Here is a 21,645-nt window from a genome sequence, read left to right as displayed (position 1 = left end):
GACATGCGGTGATCGTGTGTGGCGACTGTGCCGGGTGTGGCCGGAAGCAGGCTCCCCTCGTCGCTGATACCCTGGTAGCCCGTGGACCGGTGGTCGTCTGGCGACAGCAGACGAGGCCCCCGAACCGCAGCGACGGCGCCTCCGGAAATCTCCGGACGGCAACGCCGGAACGCACCTCACGATCGCGACCACGGGAGCCCCCTTTGGCTATGCAGCCCACATCCACGACGACCAAGCACATCTTCGTCACCGGGGGTGTCGCCTCTTCCCTCGGCAAGGGTCTGACTGCCTCCAGCCTCGGCGCCCTGCTCAAGGCGCGCGGCCTTCGGGTCACCATGCAGAAGCTCGACCCCTACCTGAACGTCGACCCGGGCACGATGAACCCCTTCCAGCACGGCGAGGTGTTCGTCACCAACGACGGCGCCGAGACCGACCTGGACATCGGCCACTACGAGCGCTTCCTCGACGTGGACCTCGACGGTTCCGCCAACGTCACCACCGGCCAGGTGTACTCGCAGGTCATCGCCAAGGAGCGGCGCGGCGAGTACCTGGGCGACACCGTGCAGGTCATCCCGCACATCACCAACGAGATCAAGCACCGCATCCGCCGCATGGCGACCGACGACGTCGACGTCGTCATCACCGAGGTCGGCGGCACGGTCGGCGACATCGAGTCGCTGCCGTTCCTGGAGACCGTCCGTCAGGTCCGCCACGAGGTGGGCCGGGACAACGTCTTCGTCGTGCACATCTCGCTGCTGCCCTACATCGGCCCGTCCGGTGAGCTCAAGACCAAGCCGACCCAGCACTCGGTGGCGGCGCTGCGCAACATCGGTATTCAGCCGGACGCGATCGTGCTGCGCGCCGACCGCGAGGTGCCGACCGCGATCAAGCGCAAGATCTCGCTGATGTGCGACGTAGACGAGGCCGCAGTGGTGGCCTGTCCGGACGCCAAGTCGATCTACGACATCCCCAAGGTGCTGCACTCCGAGGGCCTGGACGCCTATGTCGTGCGCAAGCTCGACCTGCCGTTCCGGGACGTCGACTGGACCACCTGGGGCGATCTGCTGGACCGCGTCCACAACCCCGACCACGAGGTCACCGTCGCGCTGGTCGGCAAGTACATCGACCTGCCCGACGCCTATCTCTCGGTCACCGAGGCCATCCGGGCCGGCGGCTTCGCGAACAAGGCCCGCGTCAAGGTCAAGTGGGTCGCCTCCGACGACTGCAAGACCCCGGCGGGCGCCAAGAAGCAGCTCGGTGACGTCGACGCCATCTGCATCCCGGGCGGCTTCGGCGAGCGCGGTGTGATCGGCAAGGTCGGCGCCATCCAGTACGCCCGTGAGAACAAGGTGCCGCTGCTCGGCCTCTGCCTCGGTCTCCAGTGCATCGTGATCGAGGCGGCGCGCAACCTCGCCGAGATCCCCGACGCCAACTCCACCGAGTTCGACGCAGCCACCGCCCACCCCGTCATCTCGACGATGGAGGAGCAGCTCGCGTACGTCGAGGGCGCGGGCGACCTGGGCGGCACCATGCGGCTCGGCCTCTACCCGGCGAAGCTCGCGGAGGGCTCGCTGGTCCGTGAGGCGTACGACGGCCAGCCGTACGTGGAGGAGCGCCACCGCCACCGCTACGAGGTCAACAACACCTACCGCGCCGAGCTGGAGAAGAAGGCCGGTCTGGTCTTCTCCGGCACCTCCCCGGACAACAAGCTCGTCGAGTACGTCGAGTACCCGCGCGAGGTCCACCCCTACCTGGTCGCCACCCAGGCGCACCCGGAACTGCGCTCCCGCCCGACCCGCCCGCACCCGCTGTTCGCCGGCCTGGTGAAGGCGGCCGTCGCGCGCAAGACGGGTGCCGGGGCCGAAGGAACGCCGGGCAAGTAACGGCGCCCCCGCAGGCGTTACGGTTGACCGGGGTACGCGTCCTTCGAGGACGGGTATCCCGGTCACTGTTTTTTGTGGGAGGACGTAGATGCGTTTCCAGGACACGCCCGAGGAGTGGCCGGTCACCGCGACCGAGACTCCCTTCCGGGGCAACAAGACCAGCGTCCGCACCGATGACGTCGCCATGCCGGACGGCACGGTCGTGCGCCGCGACTACCAGGTCCACCCGGGCTCGGTCGCCGTGCTCGCGCTCGACGCGGAGGACCGCGTCCTGGTGCTGCGCCAGTACCGCCACCCGGTGCGCCACAAGCTGTGGGAGATCCCGGCCGGACTGCTCGACATCCCGGGTGAGAACCCGCTGCACGCCGCGCAGCGCGAGCTCTACGAGGAGGCGTACGTCAAGGCCGAGGACTGGCGGGTGCTGACCGACGTCTACACCACGCCGGGCGGCTGCGACGAAGCCGTACGGATCTTCCTCGCCCGGAACATCTCCGAGGCGGACGGCGAGCGTTTCGAGGTCTCCGAGGAGGAGGCCGACATGGAGCTGGCCCGGGTGCCGCTCCAGGACCTCGTACGGGGTGTGCTCGCCGGGGAGCTGCACAACAACTGCCTGGTGGTGGGCGTGCTGTCGCTCGCCGCTGTGCTCGCGGGCGACGGGGTCGAGTCGCTGCGGCCCGCGGAGGCCCCCTGGCCCGCCCGGCCGTTCGAGGCCTGACCGAGGTCTGAGGTCTGACGGGCCGTCCGGAATCCGGGGCAGCCGCCGCGCTGCCGCTCCCCGGACCCTCCCGGATCACCCCCGATCGGAAAAGATGCTGATCCGATCGGGGGACCTGTCCGCCGCGCTCCACCGGATTCGCCCACTCGCCTGAACTACGCTCGGAATGCCCTGACCGGAGTCCCGGCGGGCGACGCGTGCAGCGAAGTGGAGCGTGGCCCGTGACGGATCAGGCGGTGGACACCAGCGGCCCGGCCGAGGCGCCGGGGACCGAGGAGCCGGAAGCCGCCGAACCCTCTCAATTCTTCGGGCGCGAGCGCGAGTTGAAGGAACTCCGGGCCGATATCGAACGGGCCGGACTGGACACCATGGCCGGGCGCAAGAGCGGCCGGGCCCGGGTCCTGCTGATCGCCGGACGCCCCGGTTCCGGCCGCACCGCGCTGGCCGGTGAACTCACCCGGCGGCTGCTCGCCACCGGCGACTACCCCGACGGCCTGCTCCGCGTCCGCCTCACCGAACCGGGCGGCGCCCCGGTCCCCACCGAACGCGCCGCCCGGGACCTGCTGGGCCAGCTGGACGTGGTGGGACCGCCCGGCGCGGACGAGGACGAACTGTCCGAGATGGTCCGCGAGGCCCTCGCCGTCCGCCGGGCCCTGCTGCTGATCGACGACGCACCGGACGCCGAACAGGTCGACCCGCTGCTCCCGGACAACCCGGACTGCCTGGTCGTCGCCACCGCGCAGGGCCCGCTGACCGGAATCCCCGGCGTCCGGCCCTGCACCATCGGCGGACTGGAGGCGGGCCCGGCGGTCCAGCTGCTCGCCCGCACCATCGGACAGGTCCGCATCACCGTCGATCCGCGGACCGCCGAGACCCTGGCCGAGGAGTGCGGGGGACAGCCCGCCGCACTCGTCATGGTCGGGGGCTGGCTGGCCGCGCACCCGACCGCCTCGGTGGCCGACATCACCAAGCAACTGCGGGAACTGCCGGACGACACCGAGCAGCCCACCGGCGCCCGCCCGCTGGCCCGCGCCTTCCGGCTGATCCACGACTCACTGCCGCCGACCGCCGCCCGGATACTGCGGCTGCTCTCCCTGGCCCCCGCCGGACTCGCCGACGCCCACACCGCGTCCGCCCTGGCCGGCTGCTCCGTCTCGGCCGCGCAGACCACGCTCGACGACTTCGTGCGGCTCGGCGTGCTGCGCGGCGACGGGGCGGGTCAGCCCCAGTACGAGGTGCCCGGCTGCCTGGCCCCGCTGCTGCGGGCGCTCCTGGAGGACCGGGACCGGCCGGCCGAGATCCAGCTCGCGCAGGCGAGGATGCTGGAGCGGACGGTGCGCCGGCTCCAGTCCTGCCGGGCGGTCACCGAACCCGAGGGCTCCCCGGCCCGGCGCAGACTCGCCGGGCTGCCGCGCTCGCTGCGCTTCCCCGGCCCCGAGGCCGCCGCCGCATGGCTGCGGATCCGTCGCCCCGCACTGCTCGCCTCCGCCCGGATCGCCGTACAGGACGGTGAACTCGACACGCTGGCACGGCGGTTGGTGGCCGCGCTGGTGCGGGCGCTGGCGGTGCACGAAGGCACGGAGGCGGCCGCACCCGAGCTGTACGGACTGCACGGTCTGGTGCTCGCGGTCGCCGAACGGCGCGAGCTGCCGCGCGAACGGGCGGCGGCCCTGCTCAACCTCGCCGACCTGGACGCCGGGACCGGCCGGACCCGGGAGGCGCTGGCCCGCTACCGGGCCGCGCTCGATGCCGGACGGGCCGCGAAGGACCCGTACGCCACCGGACGCGCGATGGAATCCGTGGGCGGCGCCTACGCGGAGCTCGGGGACTTCCACCGGGCCTCCGACTGGTACGGCCGGGCGCTCGCCCAGCGGCTCACCCAGGGCGAGAAGGCCGACGAGGCACGGCTGTACGGGCGGCTGGGCACCGTCCACACCTACTCCGGGCGGTACGGCGAGGCGCTGCGGAACTGGCGGGCCGCGGCGGCCGGCTACCGCAGGCTCGGCGATCTGCCCGCCCAGGCGCGGGCGCTCAGCGAGGTCGCCCGGGTCCAGGAGTACGCGGGCCGTCCCCAGGAGTCGCTGCATACCTGCCGGCAGGCCGTGGAGTGGGCGCGCCAGGCCAAGGACGTACGGCTGCAGGCCGCCCTTGAGCTGCGGCTGGCCGACACGCTGGACCGGCTCGGTGACCCCGCCGCCGCGGGGCTGCACCGGAGTACGGCCGACAGATTGCTGGGAGAGGAGAGCGCAGCCTACGAAATCCGTAGTGGGTCGACGGAAAATTAATGCTTTGTAAGGCTAGACAGCGGGAAGCCCTTCATTAGACTGGCTCTGCCGCGGGTGTTCGCGGTGTCTCCATTTACGCTGCGTATATGCGGGTATGTGCCGCTGTGCCCGGTAACCCTCTGAGTCAAGGACCGTGATCGACGTGAAGGTCGGCATCCCCCGCGAAGTCAAGAACAACGAGTTCCGCGTGGCGATCACGCCTGCCGGTGTGCACGAGCTCGTCCGTCACGGCCACCAGGTCGTCGTCGAGGAGAGCGCCGGGGCCGGCTCCTCCATCACGGACGAGGAGTACGTCGCCGCCGGGGCGCGGATCCTGCCCACCGCCGACGAGGTCTGGGCCATCGCCGACCTGCTGCTGAAGGTCAAGGAGCCGGTCGCGGAGGAGTACCACCGCCTCCGCAAGGGCCAGACCCTCTTCACGTACCTTCACCTCGCCGCCTCCCGCGCGTGCACCGACGCGCTGCTGGAGTCCGGCACCACCGCCATCGCCTACGAGACCGTCGAGACCGCGAACCGCGCGCTGCCGCTGCTCGCCCCGATGTCCGAGGTCGCGGGCCGGCTGGCCCCACAGGTCGGCGCGTACCACCTGATGCGTTCGGTCGGCGGCCGCGGCGTGCTGCCCGGTGGTGTCCCGGGCACGGCCGCCGGGCGGGCCGTCATCATCGGCGGCGGTGTCTCCGGCTGGAACGCCACCCAGATCGCCGTCGGTCTCGGCTTCCACGTCACGCTGCTCGACAAGGACATCAACAAGCTCCGCGAGGCCGACCGGATCTTCGGCACCAAGGTGCAGACGGTCGTCTCCAACGCCTTCGAACTGGAGAAGGCCGTCGTCGAGGCGGACCTGGTCGTCGGCGCCGTACTGATCCCCGGCGCGAAGGCCCCGAAGCTGGTCACCAACGAGCTCGTCGCCAAGATGAAGCCCGGAAGTGTACTTGTCGACATTGCAATTGATCAGGGTGGTTGCTTCGAGGACTCCCACCCGACGACGCACGCCGAGCCGATCTTCATGGTTCACGACTCGGTCTTCTACTGCGTCGCCAACATGCCGGGCGCGGTGCCGAACACCTCCACGTACGCCCTCACCAACGCGACGCTGCCCTACATCGTGGAGCTCGCGAACCGGGGCTGGGCCGAGGCGCTGCGCCGTGACGCCGCACTGGCCAAGGGCCTCAACACCCATGACGGGCAGGTCGTTTACCGCGAGGTGGCGGAGGCGCACGGCCTCGACCACGTCGAACTGAGCACGCTTCTCGGCTGACGGTTCCCCACCTCCCGGCGGGCGTGGGAGGGGTTCCTTTCCGCGTCCCGTCAACCTCGTGCGTCCGGCCGGACCTTGCCGAGCAAGGTCCGGCCGGACGTGTGTCCGCGCTCCCGCGGGCCCCGCGCAACTCGTCTCGAACGTAACCCTTTAACCGTTTCGTGCACCCGTGAAAAGCGCGCCCGAGGGGCTGCGCACCCTTGACAGAGGGGTGTTCGATTGCCGACACATCGGGCCGGGTCCGGCGGATTGTGTTGCTGCGGAGCGGTGACACGCCATAGAGTCGCCAATCGTCGGCATGGTGCCACGCTGACCTATCGATAAGTTTCCTGGTCACGTCCAAGGAGGTAAGACGACTTGTGAATGAGTCGACATTTACTCCCGGGGGTGTTCAACCAGGGATGCCTGCACGGGGCCAGAGCCCGAACGGGCTGGAGGCTGTCGGCTCCGTCGCTGTCCGCACCTTCGCCACCCACCAGCACATGACGACAGCCCCCCAGATGATGGACGGCCTACACGTGAACGCCATGGCCGGCAACGAGAGTGGCCGGGACACCGCCCACTTCGCCGACTTCGACGAGGCGCCCCAGGGGCGCTTCTACGACCCCGACGCCGAGTACGAGCCCGATCCGGAGTACGCGGCCACTCTCGCGCCCGACGCCGCCCGGCAGCGCCGCGAGCGAGTCGGCCCCACCGGCCGGCCCCTGCCCTACTTCCCGATCCCGGGCCCGCTGACCGATCACGGTCCCGCGAAGATCATCGCGATGTGCAACCAGAAGGGCGGCGTGGGCAAGACCACGTCGACCATCAACCTGGGCGCCGCGCTCGCGGAGTACGGACGGCGCGTCCTGCTCGTCGACTTCGACCCGCAGGGAGCCCTGTCGGTCGGTCTCGGCGTGAACCCGATGGAACTCGACCTCACCGTCTACAACCTGCTCATGGAGCGGGGCATGGCGGCCGACGAGGTCCTCCTGAAGACCGCCGTGCCCAACATGGACCTGCTGCCGAGCAACATCGACCTGTCGGCGGCCGAGGTCCAGCTGGTCAGCGAGGTCGCCCGGGAATCCACGCTGCAGCGCGCCCTGAAGCCGCTGATGGCCGACTACGACTACATCGTGATCGACTGTCAGCCCTCGCTGGGCCTGCTCACCGTGAACGCCCTGACGGCCGCGCACAAGGTGATAGTGCCGCTCGAGTGCGAGTTCTTCGCCCTGCGAGGCGTGGCGCTGCTCACCGAGACCATCGAGAAGGTCCAGGAACGGCTCAACCCGGAACTGGAGCTGGACGGCATCCTCGCCACCATGTACGACTCCCGTACGGTGCACAGCCGCGAGGTCCTCGCACGCGTCGTCGAGGCCTTCGACGATCACGTCTACCACACCGTCATCGGGCGCACGGTGCGCTTCCCGGAGACCACGGTCGCCGGCGAGCCCATCACCACGTACGCGTCCAACTCGGTCGGTGCCGCCGCCTATCGCCAGCTCGCCAGGGAGGTGCTCGCCCGGTGTCACGCCGAGTGAGTCTGCCGGGGGCCGACGAACTGTTCCGTACCACCGGGGGGATGGGGCTGCAGTCCTCGTCCCCCGCGGAACGGCGGCGCAAGGCGAACGGCGAGTCCCGGGTGCCCGCACCGACGGCCGGCGAGAACGACTCCGGGGCCGACGCCCCGGGGCCGGGCTCCGAGGCGACGGCTCCCGCCACGCAGGAGGAGCACGCCACGGCCAGGGCCGACGCGGGCGATTCGCGCAGCCGCGGCGGTGAGAACGACCGGATGGCGGTGGCCGCGCAGGCCGGACGCCGTCCGCAGCCGCCGTCCTCGCAGGAGCCGGTTCCCGCACCCGTCGTCCAGCAGCAGCGCAGACGCGGTGGCGGGCGCGGTGCGAACCGCCGGCCCAGCGGCCGGGAGCGCCACGACGAGAAGATCACGGTCTACGTCTCCGCCGAGGAGCTGATGGATCTCGAACACGCGCGGCTGGTGCTGCGCGGCGAACACGGGCTGGCCATCGACCGCGGGCGGATCGTCCGTGAGGCGGTCGCCGTCGTCCTCGCCGACCTGGAGTCGCGGGGCGACGCGAGCATCCTCGTACGGCGGCTGCGCGGCCGCTGACGGGCGCGGCGCCGGTAGCCTGCCCCGGAGGGCGGGCCGCCGTCCGTCGCCCGTGTCCCGCCGCACCCTGGATCCTCATGCCCCCACCCGACGAGCCCGCCCGCACCACCCGCCGCCCGCTGGGCCGCGGGCCGGGGGGCGGGCCCGTGCCCGGACGGGCGGGGAACGACGAGTGCGCGGAGGCGGAGTCCGCCGTCCCGCCCCCGCCCCCCTCCGCCGAAGCCGGTGAAACGCTCCCGGAAGCACCGGACGCACCGGAAGCACCGGACGACGCTCCGGAGCCCCCGGACACCCCGGCCCCCGCGATCGAGATCACCGTCCCTGTTGCTGCCGCCGTCCCCGCCCCCGCGGCCGACGACGGTCGTTTCACCGTTCGGCTGGCGAACTTCGAGGGGCCGTTCGATCTGCTGCTCCAGCTCATCTCCAAGCACAAGCTGGATGTGACCGAGGTCGCCCTGTCCAAGGTCACCGACGAGTTCATGGTCCACATCCGGGCCATGGGGCCGGACTGGGACCTGGACCAGACCACCGAGTTCCTCGTCGTCGCGGCGACCCTCCTGGACCTCAAGGCCGCCCGGCTGCTGCCCACCGCAGAGGTGGAGGACGAGGGGGACCTGGCGCTGCTCGAAGCCAGGGACCTGCTCTTCGCTCGGCTGCTGCAGTACCGCGCGTACAAGCGCGTCGCCGAGATCTTCAGCGCCCGCCTCGAATCGGAGGGCCGCCGCTTCCCCCGTACCGTCGGACTGGAACCGCACCACGCGGAGCTGCTGCCCGACGTCGTGATCAGCATCGGGGCCGAGGGCTTCGCCCGGCTGGCCGTGAAGGCGATGCAGCCCAGGCCCCGGCCGCAGGTCTACATCGACCACATCCACGCCCCGCTGGTCAGCGTGCGCGAGCAGGCCGGGATCGTGATGGCGCGGCTGCGGGAGGCGGGGGAGATCAGTTTTCAGCAGCTGACCGAGGACGCTCCGGACACCCTCACCGTCGTCGCCCGGTTCCTCGCGCTGCTGGAGCTCTACCGGGAGAAGGCCGTCGTCCTGGACCAGGACGAGGCGCTGGGGGAGCTCATGGTGCGCTGGGCCGGTGAGCCGGGGGCCGAGCCCCTCGTGACGGACGAGTTCGACCAGGAGGCACCGCACGTGCGGGACGAGCAGCAGGGTGTGAAGGCATGAGCGAGCAGGACGTCACCGTTTCCACCGTCGCGGACCTCGATCTCAAGCCCGCCCTGGAGGCCGTCCTCATGGTCGTGGACGAGCCCGCCACCGAGGAGCACCTGGCCAAGGTGCTGGAGCGGCCCGGGCGGGCCGTCGCCGACGCGTTGCGCGAGCTGGCCGACGAGTACACCGTGCAGCGCCGCGGCTTCGACCTCAGGCTGGTCGCGGGCGGCTGGCGGTTCTACACCCGCCCGGAGTACGCGGCGGCGGTCGAGGGCTTCGTCCTGGACGGCCAGCACGCCCGTCTCACCCAGGCCGCGCTGGAGACCCTCGCGGTGGTCGCCTACCGGCAGCCGGTGAGCCGTTCCCGGGTCTCCGCGGTGCGCGGAGTGAACTGTGATGGGGTCATGCGGACCCTGTTGCAGAGGGGGCTGGTGGAGGAGGCGGGCGCGGAACCCGAAACAGGTGCGATCCTGTACAGGACGACGAACTACTTTCTGGAGCGAATGGGCCTGCGTGGCCTGGACGAGCTCCCGGAGCTCGCGCCCTTCCTCCCAGAGGCGGACGCGATCGAGGCTGAGACGCTAGAGGGTGTGCCGTCGTTCGATCCGGACGCACCGGACACCCCGGATACTCACGCAGACGACAAGACGGAATTTTGATGCGAAGCAGTGGCAGGAACAGCGGAAGCGGCAGCGGCGGCGGCAGGAGCGGCGGCAGCGGCGGCAACCGGAGCGCCGGCAGCGGCGGTAGCGGCGGCGGCAGGAGCGGCGCCGGCAGGAGTGGCGGCAGCAGCGGCGGCGCCCGCAGCGGTGGCGGTGGCGGCAGGACCGGCAACCCGAACCCCCGGGTCTCCGGATCCGGTCGCGACGACAAGCAGGAGGAGCGCCCCCGCCGTCCCAGGCCCGAGGAGCGCCGCTACGACGTCGGCAACGACAAGCCGGGCGGCGACGGCGGCACCCGCAAGGGGCGCGGCGCGGCGGCCCGCGGCGGCGCCAAGGGCGGCCCGAAGGCGGCGACGAGCGGCTCCAAGAGCGGCGGCCGGCGTGCCCCGTACGGTGCCCCCGCCCGCCCGCGCGAGCTCGACGCCAAGATCGAGCAGCGCAACCGCGACAGGTACGCGGACAAGCCCGAGATCAAGACGCCCAGGACCAACCCGGGTGCCGAGGAGGAGGGCGAGCGCCTGCAGAAGGTGCTGGCCCGTGCGGGAATGGGCTCGCGCCGCTCGTGCGAGGAGCTGATCGACCAGTCCCGCGTCGAGGTGAACGGCGAGATCGTCGTCGAGCAGGGCATGCGCGTCGACGTGAACAGGGACGAGATCAAGGTCGACGGCCTGACCGTGGCCACCCAGTCGTACCTGTTCTTCGCGCTGAACAAGCCGGCCGGCGTCGTCTCCTCGATGGAGGACCCGGACGGCCGCCAGTGCCTCGGCGACTACGTCACCAACCGTGAGACGCGTCTCTTCCACGTCGGCCGGCTCGACACCGAGACCGAGGGCATCATCATGCTCACCAACCACGGTGAGCTGGCCCACCGTCTCACCCACCCCCGGTACGGCGTGAAGAAGACCTACCTGGCCGCCATCCAGGGACCGCTCCCGCGCGACCTGGGCAAGCGGCTCAAGGACGGCATCCAGCTGGAGGACGGGTACGCCCGCGCCGACCACTTCCGCGTCGTCGAGAACACCGGCAAGAACTATCTGGTCGAGGTGACCCTCCACGAGGGCCGCAAGCACATCGTCCGCCGGATGCTGGCCGAGGCCGGCTTCCCGGTCGAGCGGCTGGTGCGGACCGGGTTCGGACCGATCCCGCTGGGCGACCAGAAGTCGGGCTGGCTGCGCCGGCTCACCAACACCGAGGTGGGCATGCTGATGCGCGAGGTCGGTCTGTAGACCGCCCGCACCCGCGGCCCACGGCCCGCGGCCGGTTCCTGTACTCCGATTTTCGGACAGAACCGGTCGCGGGCCTTTTGCTACCCGCGTTCGACCTTTATAGTCAGAATGACCATTAAGGGACGGGGGGCAGATGAACCGTTTCGCGCACGGACTGGTCCTCGGCAGGTTCTATCCGCCGCACGCCGGCCACCACCACCTCGTCCGGACCGCCCAGGACCGCTGCGAGCGGCTGACCGTGCTGGTCCGCGCCGCCTCGGCGGAATCCGTCCCGCTCGCCGACCGGGTCGCCTGGATGCGCGAGGTTCACCCGGACGTGACGGTGGTGGGCGCCGTCGACGACACCCGGACGGAACCCCACGACCCCGCGATCCGGGACGCCCGCCTGGCCGCACTCACCACCGCCGTGCCCGAGCCCGTGGACGCCGTCTTCACCTCGGAGCCGTACGGGGACGCACTCGCCCGCCGCCTGGGGGCCGAGCCCGTCCGCGTCGACCCCGGCCGCACGGTCTTCCCCGTCTGCGGTACCGCTGTGCGCGAGGACCCCGCGGGCTGCTGGGACTTCCTCGAACCGCCGGTACGGGCCGCGCTCACCCGCCGGGTCGTCGTTTTGGGCGCCGACTCCACCGGCACCACCACCCTGGCCCGCGCCCTCGCCGCCCACTACCGCCGGCGCGGCGGCGTCTGGGCGCTCACCGGGTACGTCGCCGAGTACGGGCGCGAGTTCGGCGAACAGAAGCTGGCCGCGCTGCGCGCCCGGTGGCCGCGGGCCCAGTGGGAGGACGTCGTCCTCACCACCGACGACTTCCCGCTGATGGCCGAGGTCCAGAACGCCCGGGAGGAGGCGGCCGCCCGCACCGGATCCCCGGTGCTCGTCTGCGACACCGACTCCTTCGCCACCACGGTCCGGCACGAGCGGTACGTCGGCGGCCGCAACCCGCTCGTCGAGCGCGCGGCCGACCGGGTCACCCATCACCTGTGGCTGCTCACCGACCACGAGGGCGTCGCCTTCGAGGACGACGGGCTGCGCGACGGCGAGGAGCTGCGGCCCTGGATGACCGACCGCTACCGCGCCGAACTCACCCGTACCGGAAGGAACTTCATCGAACTCACCGGAAGCCGCCAAGAGCGCCTCGCCACGGCCGTCGAGGCGGTCGACGCCCTGCTCGCCCAGGGCTGGGACTTCGCCCCGCCCCTCCCGGAGCGGCGATGAGCGGCGCCGTCCCCGAGGGCTACGACCCGCACGCCTTCGAACCGTTCGCGGTCACCGTCGACCTGGCCGTCTTCACGGTCCGCGACACCCGCCTGCACGTCCTGCTCGTCGAGCGGGGCGAGGACCCGTACAAGGGCCGGTGGGCGCTGCCCGGCGGCTTCGTCCTGCCCCGCGAGTCCGCCGGGAGTGCGGCCCGCAGGGAGCTGGCCGAGGAGACCGGGCTGAGCGAGGACATCGTCTCGGCCCTCCACCTGGAACAGCTCAGGACCTACAGCGACCCGGACCGCGACCCGAGGATGCGCGTCGTGTCCGTGGCCTACGCCGCGCTCGTACCCGATCTGCCCGAACCGCAAGGCGGCGGCGACGCGGCCAGCGCCGGGTGGTGGGACGCCGCAGAGCTCGGCACGCTCGCCTTCGACCACGACCGCATCCTCGCCGACGCACAGATCAGGATCGGCGCCAAACTCGAGTACACCTGTCTGGCCACCGCGTTCTGCCCGCCCGAATTCACCCTGGGGGAGCTCCAGCAGGTGTACGAGACGGTCTGGGGCGTCGAGCTGGACCGGCCCAATTTCCGGCGCAAGGTCCTCACCACGCCCGGCTTCGTCCAGGCCGTGGAAGGGTCACCGCGCCGTACCGGCGGACGCGGGAAACCGGCCGCCCTCTACCGGGCGGGCGCCGCGACCGCCCTGCACCCTCCACTGCTGCGACCGGAAGGAAGAAGTACGTGATCGTGACCAGGACCATCACCAAACAGGCCGCCACCGGTGCGCTGACCGGGCTCGCGCTCGGCGACGCCCTGGGCTTCCCGACCGAGTTCAACAACGTCCCCTCGATCCTCGCCAAGTGCGGGCCGTGGCGCCAGATGCGGCTGTCGAGGCCGGCCGTCGTCAGCGACGACACCCAGATGACCCTGGCCCTGGGGCGCGGCATCCGCGCCGCCATGGACCGCGGACTGCTCACCCCGCTGCGGCTGGTGCGCCCGGTGCGCGACGAGTTCGTCGACTGGTACCACTCGCCCGACAACAACCGCGCCCCCGGCCGCACCTGCATGACCGCCTGCCGGATGCTCGACAGCGACCGGATCTGGCAGGAGGCCAGCCAGACCGGCTCCAAGGGGTGCGGCGCCAACATGCGGGTAGCGCCCGTCGGACTCGTGCCCGGACTGAGCGACGAACAGCGCGCCGGGGCCGCCCAGTTACAGGCGGCCCTCACCCACGGACACCCGACCGCGCTCGCCGCGTCCGACCTGATGGCCCGCGCGGTGTACCTGCTGGCGCAGGGCGCCGAACCGGTGGGCCTGATCGGGCAGCTGCGCAGCTACGCGTACGAGAACAGCAGTCACTACCTCACGCGCTGGCTCGGCGACCTCTGGCGCTACGCGGGCGACTCCTCGCCGGAGCTCTACATCCAGCGGGGCTGGGAGGAGTGCCTCACCGCGCTGGAACGCGTCCAGGACGCGCTGCGCGACCCGTCCCCGGAGACCGATCCCTGCGAGGCGACCGGTGACGGCTGGGTCGCGGAGGACGCCCTGGCCACGGCCCTGCACTGCTTCCTGCTCTTCCCCGACGAACCGGTCACCGCCCTGCGCCGTGCTGCCTGCACCCGGGGCGACTCGGACTCGCTCGGCTGCCTGACCGGCGCGCTCGCCGGGGCGCACCTGGGCTCGGGGGCCTGGCCCAAGGAGTGGTCGGAGCGGATCGAGTACCGCAGCGACCTGCTGTCACTGGGGGCGCTCTGGGACTCTTGAGCCATGGGTACGGACATGACACACCTCCAGAACGCCGGGCTGCCGGTCACCGACCTCGGCCCGGTCGTCACCGGTGAGCGGTACCCCCTGCTGTTCGCCACGGTCTCCGGCGCGCACCTGTACGGGTTCCCCTCCCAGGACTCGGACGTGGACCTGCGGGGGGTCCACCTCCTGCCCGCCGAGGATCTCGTCGGGCTGCGCGAGCCGCAGGAGACCCGCTCGCGGATGTGGGACCGGGACGGCGTGGAGATGGACCTCGTCACCCATGACCTGCGCAAGTTCGTCCGGCTGATGCTGAAGCCGAACGGCTACGTACTGGAGCAGCTGCTCTCCCCGTTGGTCGTGCACACGACCGAGCTGCACGCGGAGCTGGTGGCCCTCGCCCCGACCGTCCTCACCCGTAACCACGCCCATCACTACCGGGGCTTCGCGAACACCCAGTGGCGGCTCTTCGAGCGGACCGGGGAGCTCAAACCGCTCCTCTACACGTTCCGGGCGCTGCTCACCGGCATCCACCTGATGCGCAGTGGCGAGGTGCTGGCCCAGCTGCCGGCTCTCCTCGCCCGGGTGCGGGCGCCCGCCTGCCTCCCCGGCCTGATCGCGGCCAAGGCCGAGGCCGAGCACGGGTCCGCGGAGGGCGTGGACCGTACGGAGATGGCCCGGCACATCGAGTCGCTGCACAGGGTGCTCGACGAGGCGCAGGCGGAGTCAGGGCTTCCGGACGGGCCCGGCGGGTTCGACGCGCTGCACGCACTGGTGGTGCGGGCGCGGCTGGCTCGGCCCTCCGCCTGAGCCGTCACCGGCCGGGCGTGCCGGGGGCCGCCGGGGCGCTCAGCCCGCCTCCGGTGCCCGGAGCGCCGACGCCCGCCGGGCCCGGATCAGGAAGTCCTCGATCCGGGCCCGGTCCGGCTCCGCGGGCAGCGGGGACGCGGGGGCGGCCGCGTCGTTCTCCTCGGCCAGCCGCGTCATGCGCCGCTCCACCTCCGGCCAGGGCACCTCGCCCCGCTTGACCGCGAGCAGCCCCTCGCGGTCCGCGCCCACGTCGATCGTGAGCTCTCCCGTCCGCAGCAGATCCCGGCCGCTCGCCAGCAGCCGCAGCAGATGCATGGCGTGCTTCCAGCGCGGCGCCCCGTACTGCCGTACGTCCGCGTCCAGCTTCCGGCGCTGGCCCAGCGCGTAGCGGACGAACGTTCCGTGGGCCTGCCGGGACAGGAACGCCCCGCGCAGCGAGAGGAGCTCGCGGCCGGTCGCGTCGGCCCGGTCCACCAGAGGCGAGTGCAGGCACTCCAGCACATTGGGGTTGGCGCGCAGCGCCAGTTCGCAGAAGCGCTCCAGCTCCCAGGAGAACTGCTCATCGGCCGGTCCCTCGACATGGGCCGGAGGCTTGTCGAACCGCCAGAACAGCGGGGTCGGCGCGAGGAAGACTCCCCGCCGGTCGGTGTCGCTGCCGTCCGTGGCGAGCCCGAAGGCGCGCGAGCCCATCACGCAGGAGTACACGGTGTGGTCGCGCACCAGCGCCTCGTCGGAGGGAGTGATCATGCGGGGAGGGTACGCGAGCTACTTCCTGTACAGTTGTCCAGGAAGTCGACGCGGGTCGACGCGGAAGGTCGTCAGGTCCTCACCATGCAGACAGCAGCCCAGGTGCTGGTCGCGCTCGTCGCGCTGATCCACGCCTGTTTCCTGGTCCTCGAGATGTTCCTCTGGGACACCCCGCGCGGCCGCAAGGTCTTCGCCACGACACCGGAGTTCTCCCGGGAGAGCGCACCGCTGGCGGCGAATCAGGGGCTCTACAACGGGTTCATGGCCGCCGGGCTCGTCTGGAGCCTGATCGCGGGCGACCCCGTCGCCCGTCCGGCGCAGATCTTCTTCCTCTGCTGCCTGGTCGTGGCCGGGGTGTACGGCGCCGCCACCGTCAGCCGGAAGATCCTCCTCGTCCAGGCGGTCCCCGCCGCCGCGGCCCTCGTGCTCGTCCTGACGGCGGGCTGAACCCGTGGCGCCGGCGACGACCGCGGGCAGCGGCGATCCGCGTACCGCACGGACCCGCGGCAGGCTGCGTGCCGCGCTCCTCGCGGCGTGCGAGGAGCAGCCGCTCGACCGGGTCAGCGTGTCCGAGGTCGTCCGCCGGGCCGGAGTGGGCCGGGCCACGTTCTACCTGCACTACGACGATCTGCGCACCCTCGCCGTGGACGCCTGCGCCGAGATCGTCCGGCAGGCCGTGGACGCCCTGCACGCCTGGGACGGGGCGCCGCCGGGGCCCGACGCGCCGCCCGCGGAGCTGACCGGCCTGCTGGGCGCCGTCCGGGACCGCGCCGAGGTCTACCGGAGCCTGCTGGGCACCGGCGGCGGCGGACCGCTCGGCGAGCTGCTGCACGAGGAACTCAGGGCGCGCAGCCTCGACGAACTCACCCGCCGCCGCCCGGCGGGGACGGGAGCCGACGTCATCGCCAGTGCCGTGGCGGGGCTGTTCGCCGGGGTCCTCGCCGACTGGGTCCACGGGCGCGTCGACGCCACCCCCGCACAGCTCGCCGGAAGGATCTGGCGGATGCTGACCGCCGTGCACGCCACCGCCGCGTCTCACGGACAGGGCACCCCGGCGCGGGACCGCACCGCCCCTCTACGCTGAAACAGCCGGAACACAGGCGCACGGAGCCTACGGACAAGCAAGGAGCACGACGTGGCGGTACGAGCGGTCCGCGGAGCCGTCCAGCTGGAGCGGGACGAGGCCGGGCACATGGACGAGCAGGTCAGCGCCCTCCTCACCACCGTCCTGGAGCGCAACAGCCTCGTCGCGGACGACCTGATCAGCATCTGGTTCACGGCCACCCCCGACCTGCACAGCGACTTCCCGGCCGCCGCCGCACGCGGGATCGGTATCGTCGACGTACCGCTGATCTGCGCCCAGGAGCTGGACATCGAGGGGGCGATGCCCCGGGTGGTCCGGATCCTCGCCCACATCGAGACCTATCTCCCCAAGTCGGAGATCGCCCACGTCTACCTCGGCGCCACCGCCGCCCTTCGCAAGGACATCGCCCAGTGAGAACCGCCGTTGTCATCGGAACAGGCCTCGTCGGCACCTCCGCGGCCCTCGCCCTCGCCGGGCGCGGCATCAAGGTCCACCTCGTCGACCAGGACCCGGAGTCGGCCCGGACGGCCGCCGCGCTCGGCGCGGGCACCGACGAGGCGCCCGAGGGCCCGGCCGACCTGGCGATCATCGCCGTACCGCCGGCGCACACCGCGTCCGTGCTCGCCACCGCCATGCGCGGCGGCGTCGCCCGCGGCTACCTCGACGTCGCCAGCGTCAAGGGCGGCCCGCGCCGCGAACTCGAAGCGCTGGGCGTCGACCTCACCCCGTACATCGGTACGCATCCCATGGCCGGCAAGGAGCGCTCCGGTCCGCTCGCCGCCACCGCGGACCTCTTCGAGGGCCGCCCCTGGGTCCTCACCCCGACCCGCGACACCGACACCGAGGTGCTCAACCTCGCCCTGGAACTCGTCGCGCTCTGCCGGGCCGTCCCGGTCGTCATGGACGCCGACGCCCACGACAGGGCCGTCGCCCTCGTCTCCCACACCCCGCAGCTGATCTCGTCGATGGTCGCCGCCCGGCTGGAGGAGGCCGACGAGACCGCCGTACGCCTCTGCGGCCAGGGCATCAGGGACGTCACCAGGATCGCCGCGTCCGACCCCCGGATGTGGGTGGACATCCTCTCCGCCAACCCCGGACCGGTCGCCGACGTCCTGGCCGGGGTCGCCACCGATCTGGCGGAGACCGTCGCCGCGCTGCGCGGGCTCCAGTCCGCCGACGAGGACAAGCGGCGCGAGGGCACCGAAGGCATCCATGACGTCCTGCGCCGAGGCAACGCCGGCCGGGTCAGGGTGCCGGGCAAGCACGGGGCGGCCCCCGCCTCGTACGAGATCGTCGCCGTCCTGATCAGCGACCGGCCGGGCGAGCTGGCCGGGATCTTCGCGGACGCGGGCCGGGCCGGGGTCAACGTCGAGGACGTCCGGATCGAGCACGCCACCGGCCAGCAGGCGGGTCTCGTGCAGCTCATGGTCGAGCCGAGCGCCGCCCCGGGCCTCAGCGCCGCCCTGCGCGAGCGCGGCTGGTCGATCCGGCCCTAGAGCCTGTATTGGGTTGTCCCGCGGCGTCACGGGGCTGGGCACGCACGCTCGCAGCGTTGCCGAAACGCCCTGGTAGCGGAGCTACCAGGGCGCTCCGGCGCCTTGCGACCGCACGCACCCAACCCCGCTCCTCCTTCCGCGGGACAACCCAATACAGGCCCCAGCGGCCGCCTCCCGGCCCTTGCGGCACCCGGTCCGGAGGCACTTTTCCACAGGGGTGGTCGGGCCCGCGCCCGCACTCGGTAACCTTGTGCGGGGCGGGTTCGCGCGTCCCGTCCCGCCCACCCCGTGTACCAGGAAGGTGTCCACCACCGTGGAAACCGCAAGCGCCGCCGCCCGGACCGCCCCGGCCGCAGTGATCGTCGCCATCGACGGGCCCTCCGGCACCGGCAAGTCCAGCACGTCCAAGGCCGTCGCCACCCAGCTCGGCCTGAGCTATCTGGACACCGGTGCCCAGTACCGGGCGATCACCTGGTGGATGCTGAACAACGGCATCGACGTGAACGACGCGGTGGAGGTGGCCACCGCGGCCGCCAAGCCCGTCATCGTCTCCGGCATCGACCCCACCGGCCCGACGATCACCGTCGACGGCGAGGACGCCTCCGGACCGATCCGCACGCAGGAGGTCACCTCCAGGGTCAGCGCCGTCAGCGCCGTCCCCGAGGTGCGCACCCGGATCACCGAGCTGCAGCGCACCATCGCCCAGGGCGCGGAGAAGGGCATCGTCGTCGAGGGCCGGGACATCGGCACGACCGTGCTGCCCGACGCCGACATCAAGATCTTCCTGACCGCTTCGCCGGAGGCGCGCGCCGCCCGCCGCAGCGGAGAGGTGAAGGGCTCCGATCTCGCCGCCACCAAGGAGGCGCTGATCAAGCGCGACGCCGCGGACTCCGGCCGCAAGACCTCACCGCTCGCCAAGGCGGACGACGCCGTCGAGGTGGACACCACCGAGCTGACCCTCCAGCAGGTCATCGAGTGCGTCGTCACCCTCGTCGGGGAGAAGCAGGCCGCGAAGTGAGCCCAGCCACGCCTGCCCCCACCCTGCGCGGAGCGGCGGTCGGGCGCGGCATCGGGATCGGGCTGATGTACGGGCTGTTCAGGCCCCGCGTGCTCGGCGCGTGGCGGGTCCCCGCCTCGGGACCCGTCATACTCGCGGTGAACCACTCGCACAACGTCGACGGTCCGATGCTGATGGGCACCGCGCCGCGGCCCGTCCACTTCCTGATCAAGAAAGAGGCGTTCGTCGGCCCCCTGGACCCGTTCCTGCGCGGAATCGGTCAGCTGAAGGTGGACCGTACGACCGCCGACCGCACCGCCATCACCCACGCCCTCGGCGTGCTGGGGGACGGCGGGGTGCTCGGGATCTTCCCCGAGGGCACCAGGGGCGAAGGAGACTTCGCCTCGCTGCGCGCCGGGCTCGCGTACTTCGCGGTACGCAGCGGGGCGCCGATCGTGCCCGTGGCCGTCCTGGGGAGCACCGAGCGGCGCGGACGGCTGATATCGGCGCTGCCGCCGCTGCGCAGCCGCGTCGATGTCGTCTTCGGGGAGGCCTTCGAGGCCGGCGACCGGAGCGGCAGGCGGACGCGCAAGGCGCTGGACGAGGCGACCGTGCGGATCCAGGGAAGGCTGACCGGCCACCTGGAGCAGGCCAGACGCCTCACCGGGCGTGCTGAGTAAGACTTGAGTAGTGGACCGCGTGCTGCGTGGTCCATCGATGATGATGCAAAGAGGAACGGACTTCATGAACGACCAGATTCACTCCGGCGGCTCGGACCACGAGCACGGAGCGCTTGGCGATGCCGAGTACGCGGAGTTCATGGAGCTCGCCGCGCAGGAGGGGTTCGACCCCGAGGACGTCGAGGGCGCGATCGGTGAGGCCGGTCACGGACCGCTTCCGATCCTCGCCGTCGTCGGCCGCCCCAACGTCGGCAAGTCGACCCTGGTGAACAGGATCATCGGCCGCCGCGAGGCCGTCGTCCAGGACAAGCCGGGCGTCACCCGTGACCGCGTCAGCTACGAGGCCGAATGGGCGGGCCGCCGCTTCAAGGTCGTCGACACCGGCGGCTGGGAGCAGGACGTGCTGGGGCTCGACGCCTCCGTCGCCGCTCAGGCCGAGTACGCCATCGAGACGGCCGACGCGGTCGTCTTCGTGGTCGACTCCACGGTCGGCGCCACCGACACCGACGAGGCCGTCGTCAAGCTGCTGCGCCGGGCCGGCAAGCCCGTCGTGCTCTGCGCCAACAAGGTCGACGGGCAGAGCGGCGAGGCGGACGCCACCGCGCTCTGGTCGCTCGGCCTCGGCCAGCCGCACCCGGTCTCCTCGCTCCACGGCCGCGGCACCGGCGACATGCTGGACGCCGTCCTGGAGGCGCTCCCCGAGGCGCCCGCCCAACTGTTCGGCACCGCCCTCGGCGGCCCCCGCCGGATCGCGCTGATCGGCCGTCCGAACGTCGGCAAGTCCTCGCTGCTGAACAAGGTGGCCAACGAGGACCGGGTCGTCGTCAACGAGCAGGCCGGCACCACCCGTGACCCGGTCGACGAGCTGATCACGCTCGGCGGCATCACCTGGAAGTTCATCGACACGGCCGGTATCCGGCGCCGGGTCCACCTCCAGGAGGGCGCGGACTACTACGCCTCGCTGCGTACCGCGGCGGCCGTGGAGAAGGCCGAGGTCGCCGTGATCCTGATCGACTCCAGCGAGTCGATCAGCGTCCAGGACCAGCGCATCGTGACCATGGCCGTCGAGGCCGGACGCGCGATCGTCGTCGCCTTCAACAAGTGGGACACCCTCGACGAAGAGCGCCGCTACTACCTGGAGCGTGAGATCGAGACGGAGCTCGCGCAGGTCGCGTGGGCCCCGCGGGTCAATGTCTCGGCCCTCACCGGCCGCCACATGGAGAAGCTGGTCCCGGCGATCGAGACCGCGCTGGCCGGCTGGGAGACCCGTATTCCGACGGGCCGGCTGAACGCCTTCCTCGGCGAGATCGTCGCCTCCCACCCGCACCCGATCCGCGGCGGCAAGCAGCCCCGTATCCTCTTCGGCACCCAGGCGGGCACCAAGCCGCCGCGCTTCGTGCTCTTCGCCTCGGGCTTCCTGGAGCACGGCTACCGGCGCTTCGTCGAGCGCCGGCTGCGCGAGGAGTTCGGCTTCGAGGGCACCCCGATCCACATCTCGGTACGGGTCCGCGAGAAGCGCGGCCGCAACAAGTAGACAGCGGACGACGCGGTCCCGGTGCGCGAGCGCCCGGACCGCGTCCCCTCCCGGGGCCT

General features: G+C 71.9%; 21 protein-coding genes. 20 read left to right on the top strand and 1 reads right to left on the bottom strand.

Translation table 11 applies throughout. The features are described from left to right. Window positions 1-209: 209 nt before the first annotated feature. From ACIQM0_RS13695 to ACIQM0_RS13635, 13 genes are all read left to right on the top strand, one after another. On the top strand, window positions 210-1,883 hold the full coding sequence (locus tag ACIQM0_RS13695; RefSeq protein ID WP_363025462.1) for a CTP synthase: 1,674 nt from the start codon (window positions 210-212) through the stop codon (window positions 1,881-1,883). 88 nt (window positions 1,884-1,971) lie between these two features. Next, a complete protein-coding gene (locus tag ACIQM0_RS13690; RefSeq protein ID WP_401286104.1) occupies window positions 1,972-2,598 on the top strand; it encodes an NUDIX domain-containing protein in 627 nt (208 codons plus the stop codon). A 221-nt stretch (window positions 2,599-2,819) separates the two neighbouring features. Next, complete coding sequence (locus ACIQM0_RS13685; protein ID WP_401286103.1) at window positions 2,820-4,883, top strand: tetratricopeptide repeat protein; 2,064 nt, start codon at window positions 2,820-2,822, stop codon at window positions 4,881-4,883. 142 nt (window positions 4,884-5,025) lie between these two features. Then, window positions 5,026-6,141 (top strand): alanine dehydrogenase, encoded by a 1,116-nt coding sequence (gene ald, locus ACIQM0_RS13680; RefSeq protein WP_401286145.1) that lies wholly within the window; start codon window positions 5,026-5,028, stop codon window positions 6,139-6,141. Between the two features lie 401 nt (window positions 6,142-6,542). Next, complete coding sequence (locus ACIQM0_RS13675) at window positions 6,543-7,661, top strand: ParA family protein (protein WP_123468964.1); 1,119 nt, start codon at window positions 6,543-6,545, stop codon at window positions 7,659-7,661. Then, window positions 7,658-8,248 (top strand): hypothetical protein, encoded by a 591-nt coding sequence (locus ACIQM0_RS13670; RefSeq protein ID WP_401286144.1) that lies wholly within the window; start codon window positions 7,658-7,660, stop codon window positions 8,246-8,248. The genes ACIQM0_RS13675 and ACIQM0_RS13670 overlap by 4 nt, the downstream gene beginning before the upstream one ends. A 77-nt stretch (window positions 8,249-8,325) precedes the next feature. Continuing rightward, window positions 8,326-9,420 carry a segregation and condensation protein A gene (locus ACIQM0_RS13665; protein ID WP_401286102.1) on the top strand — a complete coding sequence of 365 codons (1,095 nt, stop codon included), beginning with the start codon at window positions 8,326-8,328 and terminating at the stop codon, window positions 9,418-9,420. Then, complete coding sequence (gene scpB, locus ACIQM0_RS13660; protein ID WP_401286101.1) at window positions 9,417-10,064, top strand: SMC-Scp complex subunit ScpB; 648 nt, start codon at window positions 9,417-9,419, stop codon at window positions 10,062-10,064. Before ACIQM0_RS13665 ends, scpB begins: the two co-directional genes overlap by 4 nt. Next, entirely contained in the window at window positions 10,064-11,293 is a 1,230-nt protein-coding gene (locus ACIQM0_RS13655; RefSeq protein WP_401286100.1) for a pseudouridine synthase, read from the top strand. The genes scpB and ACIQM0_RS13655 overlap by 1 nt, the downstream gene beginning before the upstream one ends. A 133-nt stretch (window positions 11,294-11,426) precedes the next feature. After that, entirely contained in the window at window positions 11,427-12,506 is a 1,080-nt protein-coding gene (locus tag ACIQM0_RS13650; RefSeq protein WP_401286099.1) for an AAA family ATPase, read from the top strand. Next, entirely contained in the window at window positions 12,503-13,237 is a 735-nt protein-coding gene (locus ACIQM0_RS13645) for an NUDIX domain-containing protein (protein ID WP_401286098.1), read from the top strand. Before ACIQM0_RS13650 ends, ACIQM0_RS13645 begins: the two co-directional genes overlap by 4 nt. Then, window positions 13,234-14,256 carry an ADP-ribosylglycohydrolase family protein gene (locus ACIQM0_RS13640; RefSeq protein WP_401286097.1) on the top strand — a complete coding sequence of 341 codons (1,023 nt, stop codon included), beginning with the start codon at window positions 13,234-13,236 and terminating at the stop codon, window positions 14,254-14,256. Before ACIQM0_RS13645 ends, ACIQM0_RS13640 begins: the two co-directional genes overlap by 4 nt. A gap of 3 nt (window positions 14,257-14,259) precedes the next feature. Beyond that, the gene (locus ACIQM0_RS13635; protein ID WP_401286096.1) at window positions 14,260-15,048 is read left to right on the top strand and encodes a DNA polymerase beta superfamily protein; all 789 of its coding nucleotides are present in this window, start codon (window positions 14,260-14,262) and stop codon (window positions 15,046-15,048) included. 39 nt (window positions 15,049-15,087) lie between these two features. Here the strand turns inward: ACIQM0_RS13635 and ACIQM0_RS13630 are convergent, their stop codons facing one another. Continuing rightward, on the bottom strand, window positions 15,088-15,795 hold the full coding sequence (locus tag ACIQM0_RS13630) for a DNA polymerase beta superfamily protein (protein ID WP_401286095.1): 708 nt from the start codon (window positions 15,793-15,795) through the stop codon (window positions 15,088-15,090). Between the two features lie 84 nt (window positions 15,796-15,879). Here ACIQM0_RS13630 and ACIQM0_RS13625 point away from each other — a divergent pair, with 84 nt between their 5' ends. The 7 genes from ACIQM0_RS13625 (at window position 15,880) to der (ending at window position 21,586) form a co-directional block, all read left to right on the top strand. Continuing rightward, window positions 15,880-16,242, top strand: a complete 363-nt coding sequence (locus tag ACIQM0_RS13625; protein WP_401286094.1) for a DUF1304 domain-containing protein — start codon at window positions 15,880-15,882, stop codon at window positions 16,240-16,242. 4 nt (window positions 16,243-16,246) lie between these two features. Beyond that, window positions 16,247-16,879: a TetR/AcrR family transcriptional regulator gene (locus ACIQM0_RS13620; RefSeq protein ID WP_401286093.1), complete on the top strand. Its 633-nt coding sequence runs from the start codon at window positions 16,247-16,249 to the stop codon at window positions 16,877-16,879. A 51-nt stretch (window positions 16,880-16,930) separates the two neighbouring features. Beyond that, window positions 16,931-17,293 (top strand): chorismate mutase, encoded by a 363-nt coding sequence (gene aroH, locus ACIQM0_RS13615; RefSeq protein ID WP_362965575.1) that lies wholly within the window; start codon window positions 16,931-16,933, stop codon window positions 17,291-17,293. Beyond that, window positions 17,290-18,375 carry a prephenate dehydrogenase gene (locus tag ACIQM0_RS13610; protein ID WP_401286092.1) on the top strand — a complete coding sequence of 362 codons (1,086 nt, stop codon included), beginning with the start codon at window positions 17,290-17,292 and terminating at the stop codon, window positions 18,373-18,375. Before aroH ends, ACIQM0_RS13610 begins: the two co-directional genes overlap by 4 nt. Window positions 18,376-18,676: 301 nt before the next feature. Next, window positions 18,677-19,393: a (d)CMP kinase gene (gene cmk, locus ACIQM0_RS13605; RefSeq protein ID WP_401286091.1), complete on the top strand. Its 717-nt coding sequence runs from the start codon at window positions 18,677-18,679 to the stop codon at window positions 19,391-19,393. After that, window positions 19,390-20,052, top strand: coding sequence for a lysophospholipid acyltransferase family protein (locus tag ACIQM0_RS13600; protein ID WP_363025431.1), 663 nt, complete (start codon window positions 19,390-19,392; stop codon window positions 20,050-20,052). The genes cmk and ACIQM0_RS13600 overlap by 4 nt, the downstream gene beginning before the upstream one ends. Before the next feature lie 64 nt (window positions 20,053-20,116). Continuing rightward, window positions 20,117-21,586 carry a ribosome biogenesis GTPase Der gene (gene der / locus ACIQM0_RS13595; RefSeq protein ID WP_385345502.1) on the top strand — a complete coding sequence of 490 codons (1,470 nt, stop codon included), beginning with the start codon at window positions 20,117-20,119 and terminating at the stop codon, window positions 21,584-21,586. Window positions 21,587-21,645 lie beyond the last annotated feature (59 nt).

Origin of the sequence: Streptomyces sp. NPDC091387 (assembly GCF_044756945.1) — a bacterium.
In the GTDB taxonomy this organism is placed as follows: Bacteria; Actinomycetota; Actinomycetes; order Streptomycetales; family Streptomycetaceae; genus Streptomyces.
Note: the sequence above shows the minus strand (reverse complement) of the source record. Positions and strands in the feature narration are given on the sequence as shown.

Excerpts from the sequence above, each read along its gene's own strand:
- ACIQM0_RS13695 (WP_363025462.1), top strand. The coding sequence starts at position 210 with ATGCAGCCCACATCCACGACGACCAAGCACATCTTCGTCACCGGGGGT.
- ACIQM0_RS13690 (WP_401286104.1), top strand. The coding sequence starts at position 1,972 with ATGCGTTTCCAGGACACGCCCGAGGAGTGGCCGGTCACCGCGACCGAG.
- ACIQM0_RS13675 (WP_123468964.1), top strand. The coding sequence starts at position 6,543 with ATGCCTGCACGGGGCCAGAGCCCGAACGGGCTGGAGGCTGTCGGCTCC.
- ACIQM0_RS13665 (WP_401286102.1), top strand. The coding sequence starts at position 8,326 with ATGCCCCCACCCGACGAGCCCGCCCGCACCACCCGCCGCCCGCTGGGC.
- scpB (WP_401286101.1), top strand. The coding sequence starts at position 9,417 with ATGAGCGAGCAGGACGTCACCGTTTCCACCGTCGCGGACCTCGATCTC.
- ACIQM0_RS13655 (WP_401286100.1), top strand. The coding sequence starts at position 10,064 with ATGCGAAGCAGTGGCAGGAACAGCGGAAGCGGCAGCGGCGGCGGCAGG.
- ACIQM0_RS13650 (WP_401286099.1), top strand. The coding sequence starts at position 11,427 with ATGAACCGTTTCGCGCACGGACTGGTCCTCGGCAGGTTCTATCCGCCG.
- ACIQM0_RS13645 (WP_401286098.1), top strand. The coding sequence starts at position 12,503 with ATGAGCGGCGCCGTCCCCGAGGGCTACGACCCGCACGCCTTCGAACCG.
- ACIQM0_RS13635 (WP_401286096.1), top strand. The coding sequence starts at position 14,260 with ATGGGTACGGACATGACACACCTCCAGAACGCCGGGCTGCCGGTCACC.
- ACIQM0_RS13630 (WP_401286095.1), bottom strand. The coding sequence starts at position 15,795 with ATGATCACTCCCTCCGACGAGGCGCTGGTGCGCGACCACACCGTGTAC.
- ACIQM0_RS13625 (WP_401286094.1), top strand. The coding sequence starts at position 15,880 with ATGCAGACAGCAGCCCAGGTGCTGGTCGCGCTCGTCGCGCTGATCCAC.
- der (WP_385345502.1), top strand. The coding sequence starts at position 20,117 with ATGAACGACCAGATTCACTCCGGCGGCTCGGACCACGAGCACGGAGCG.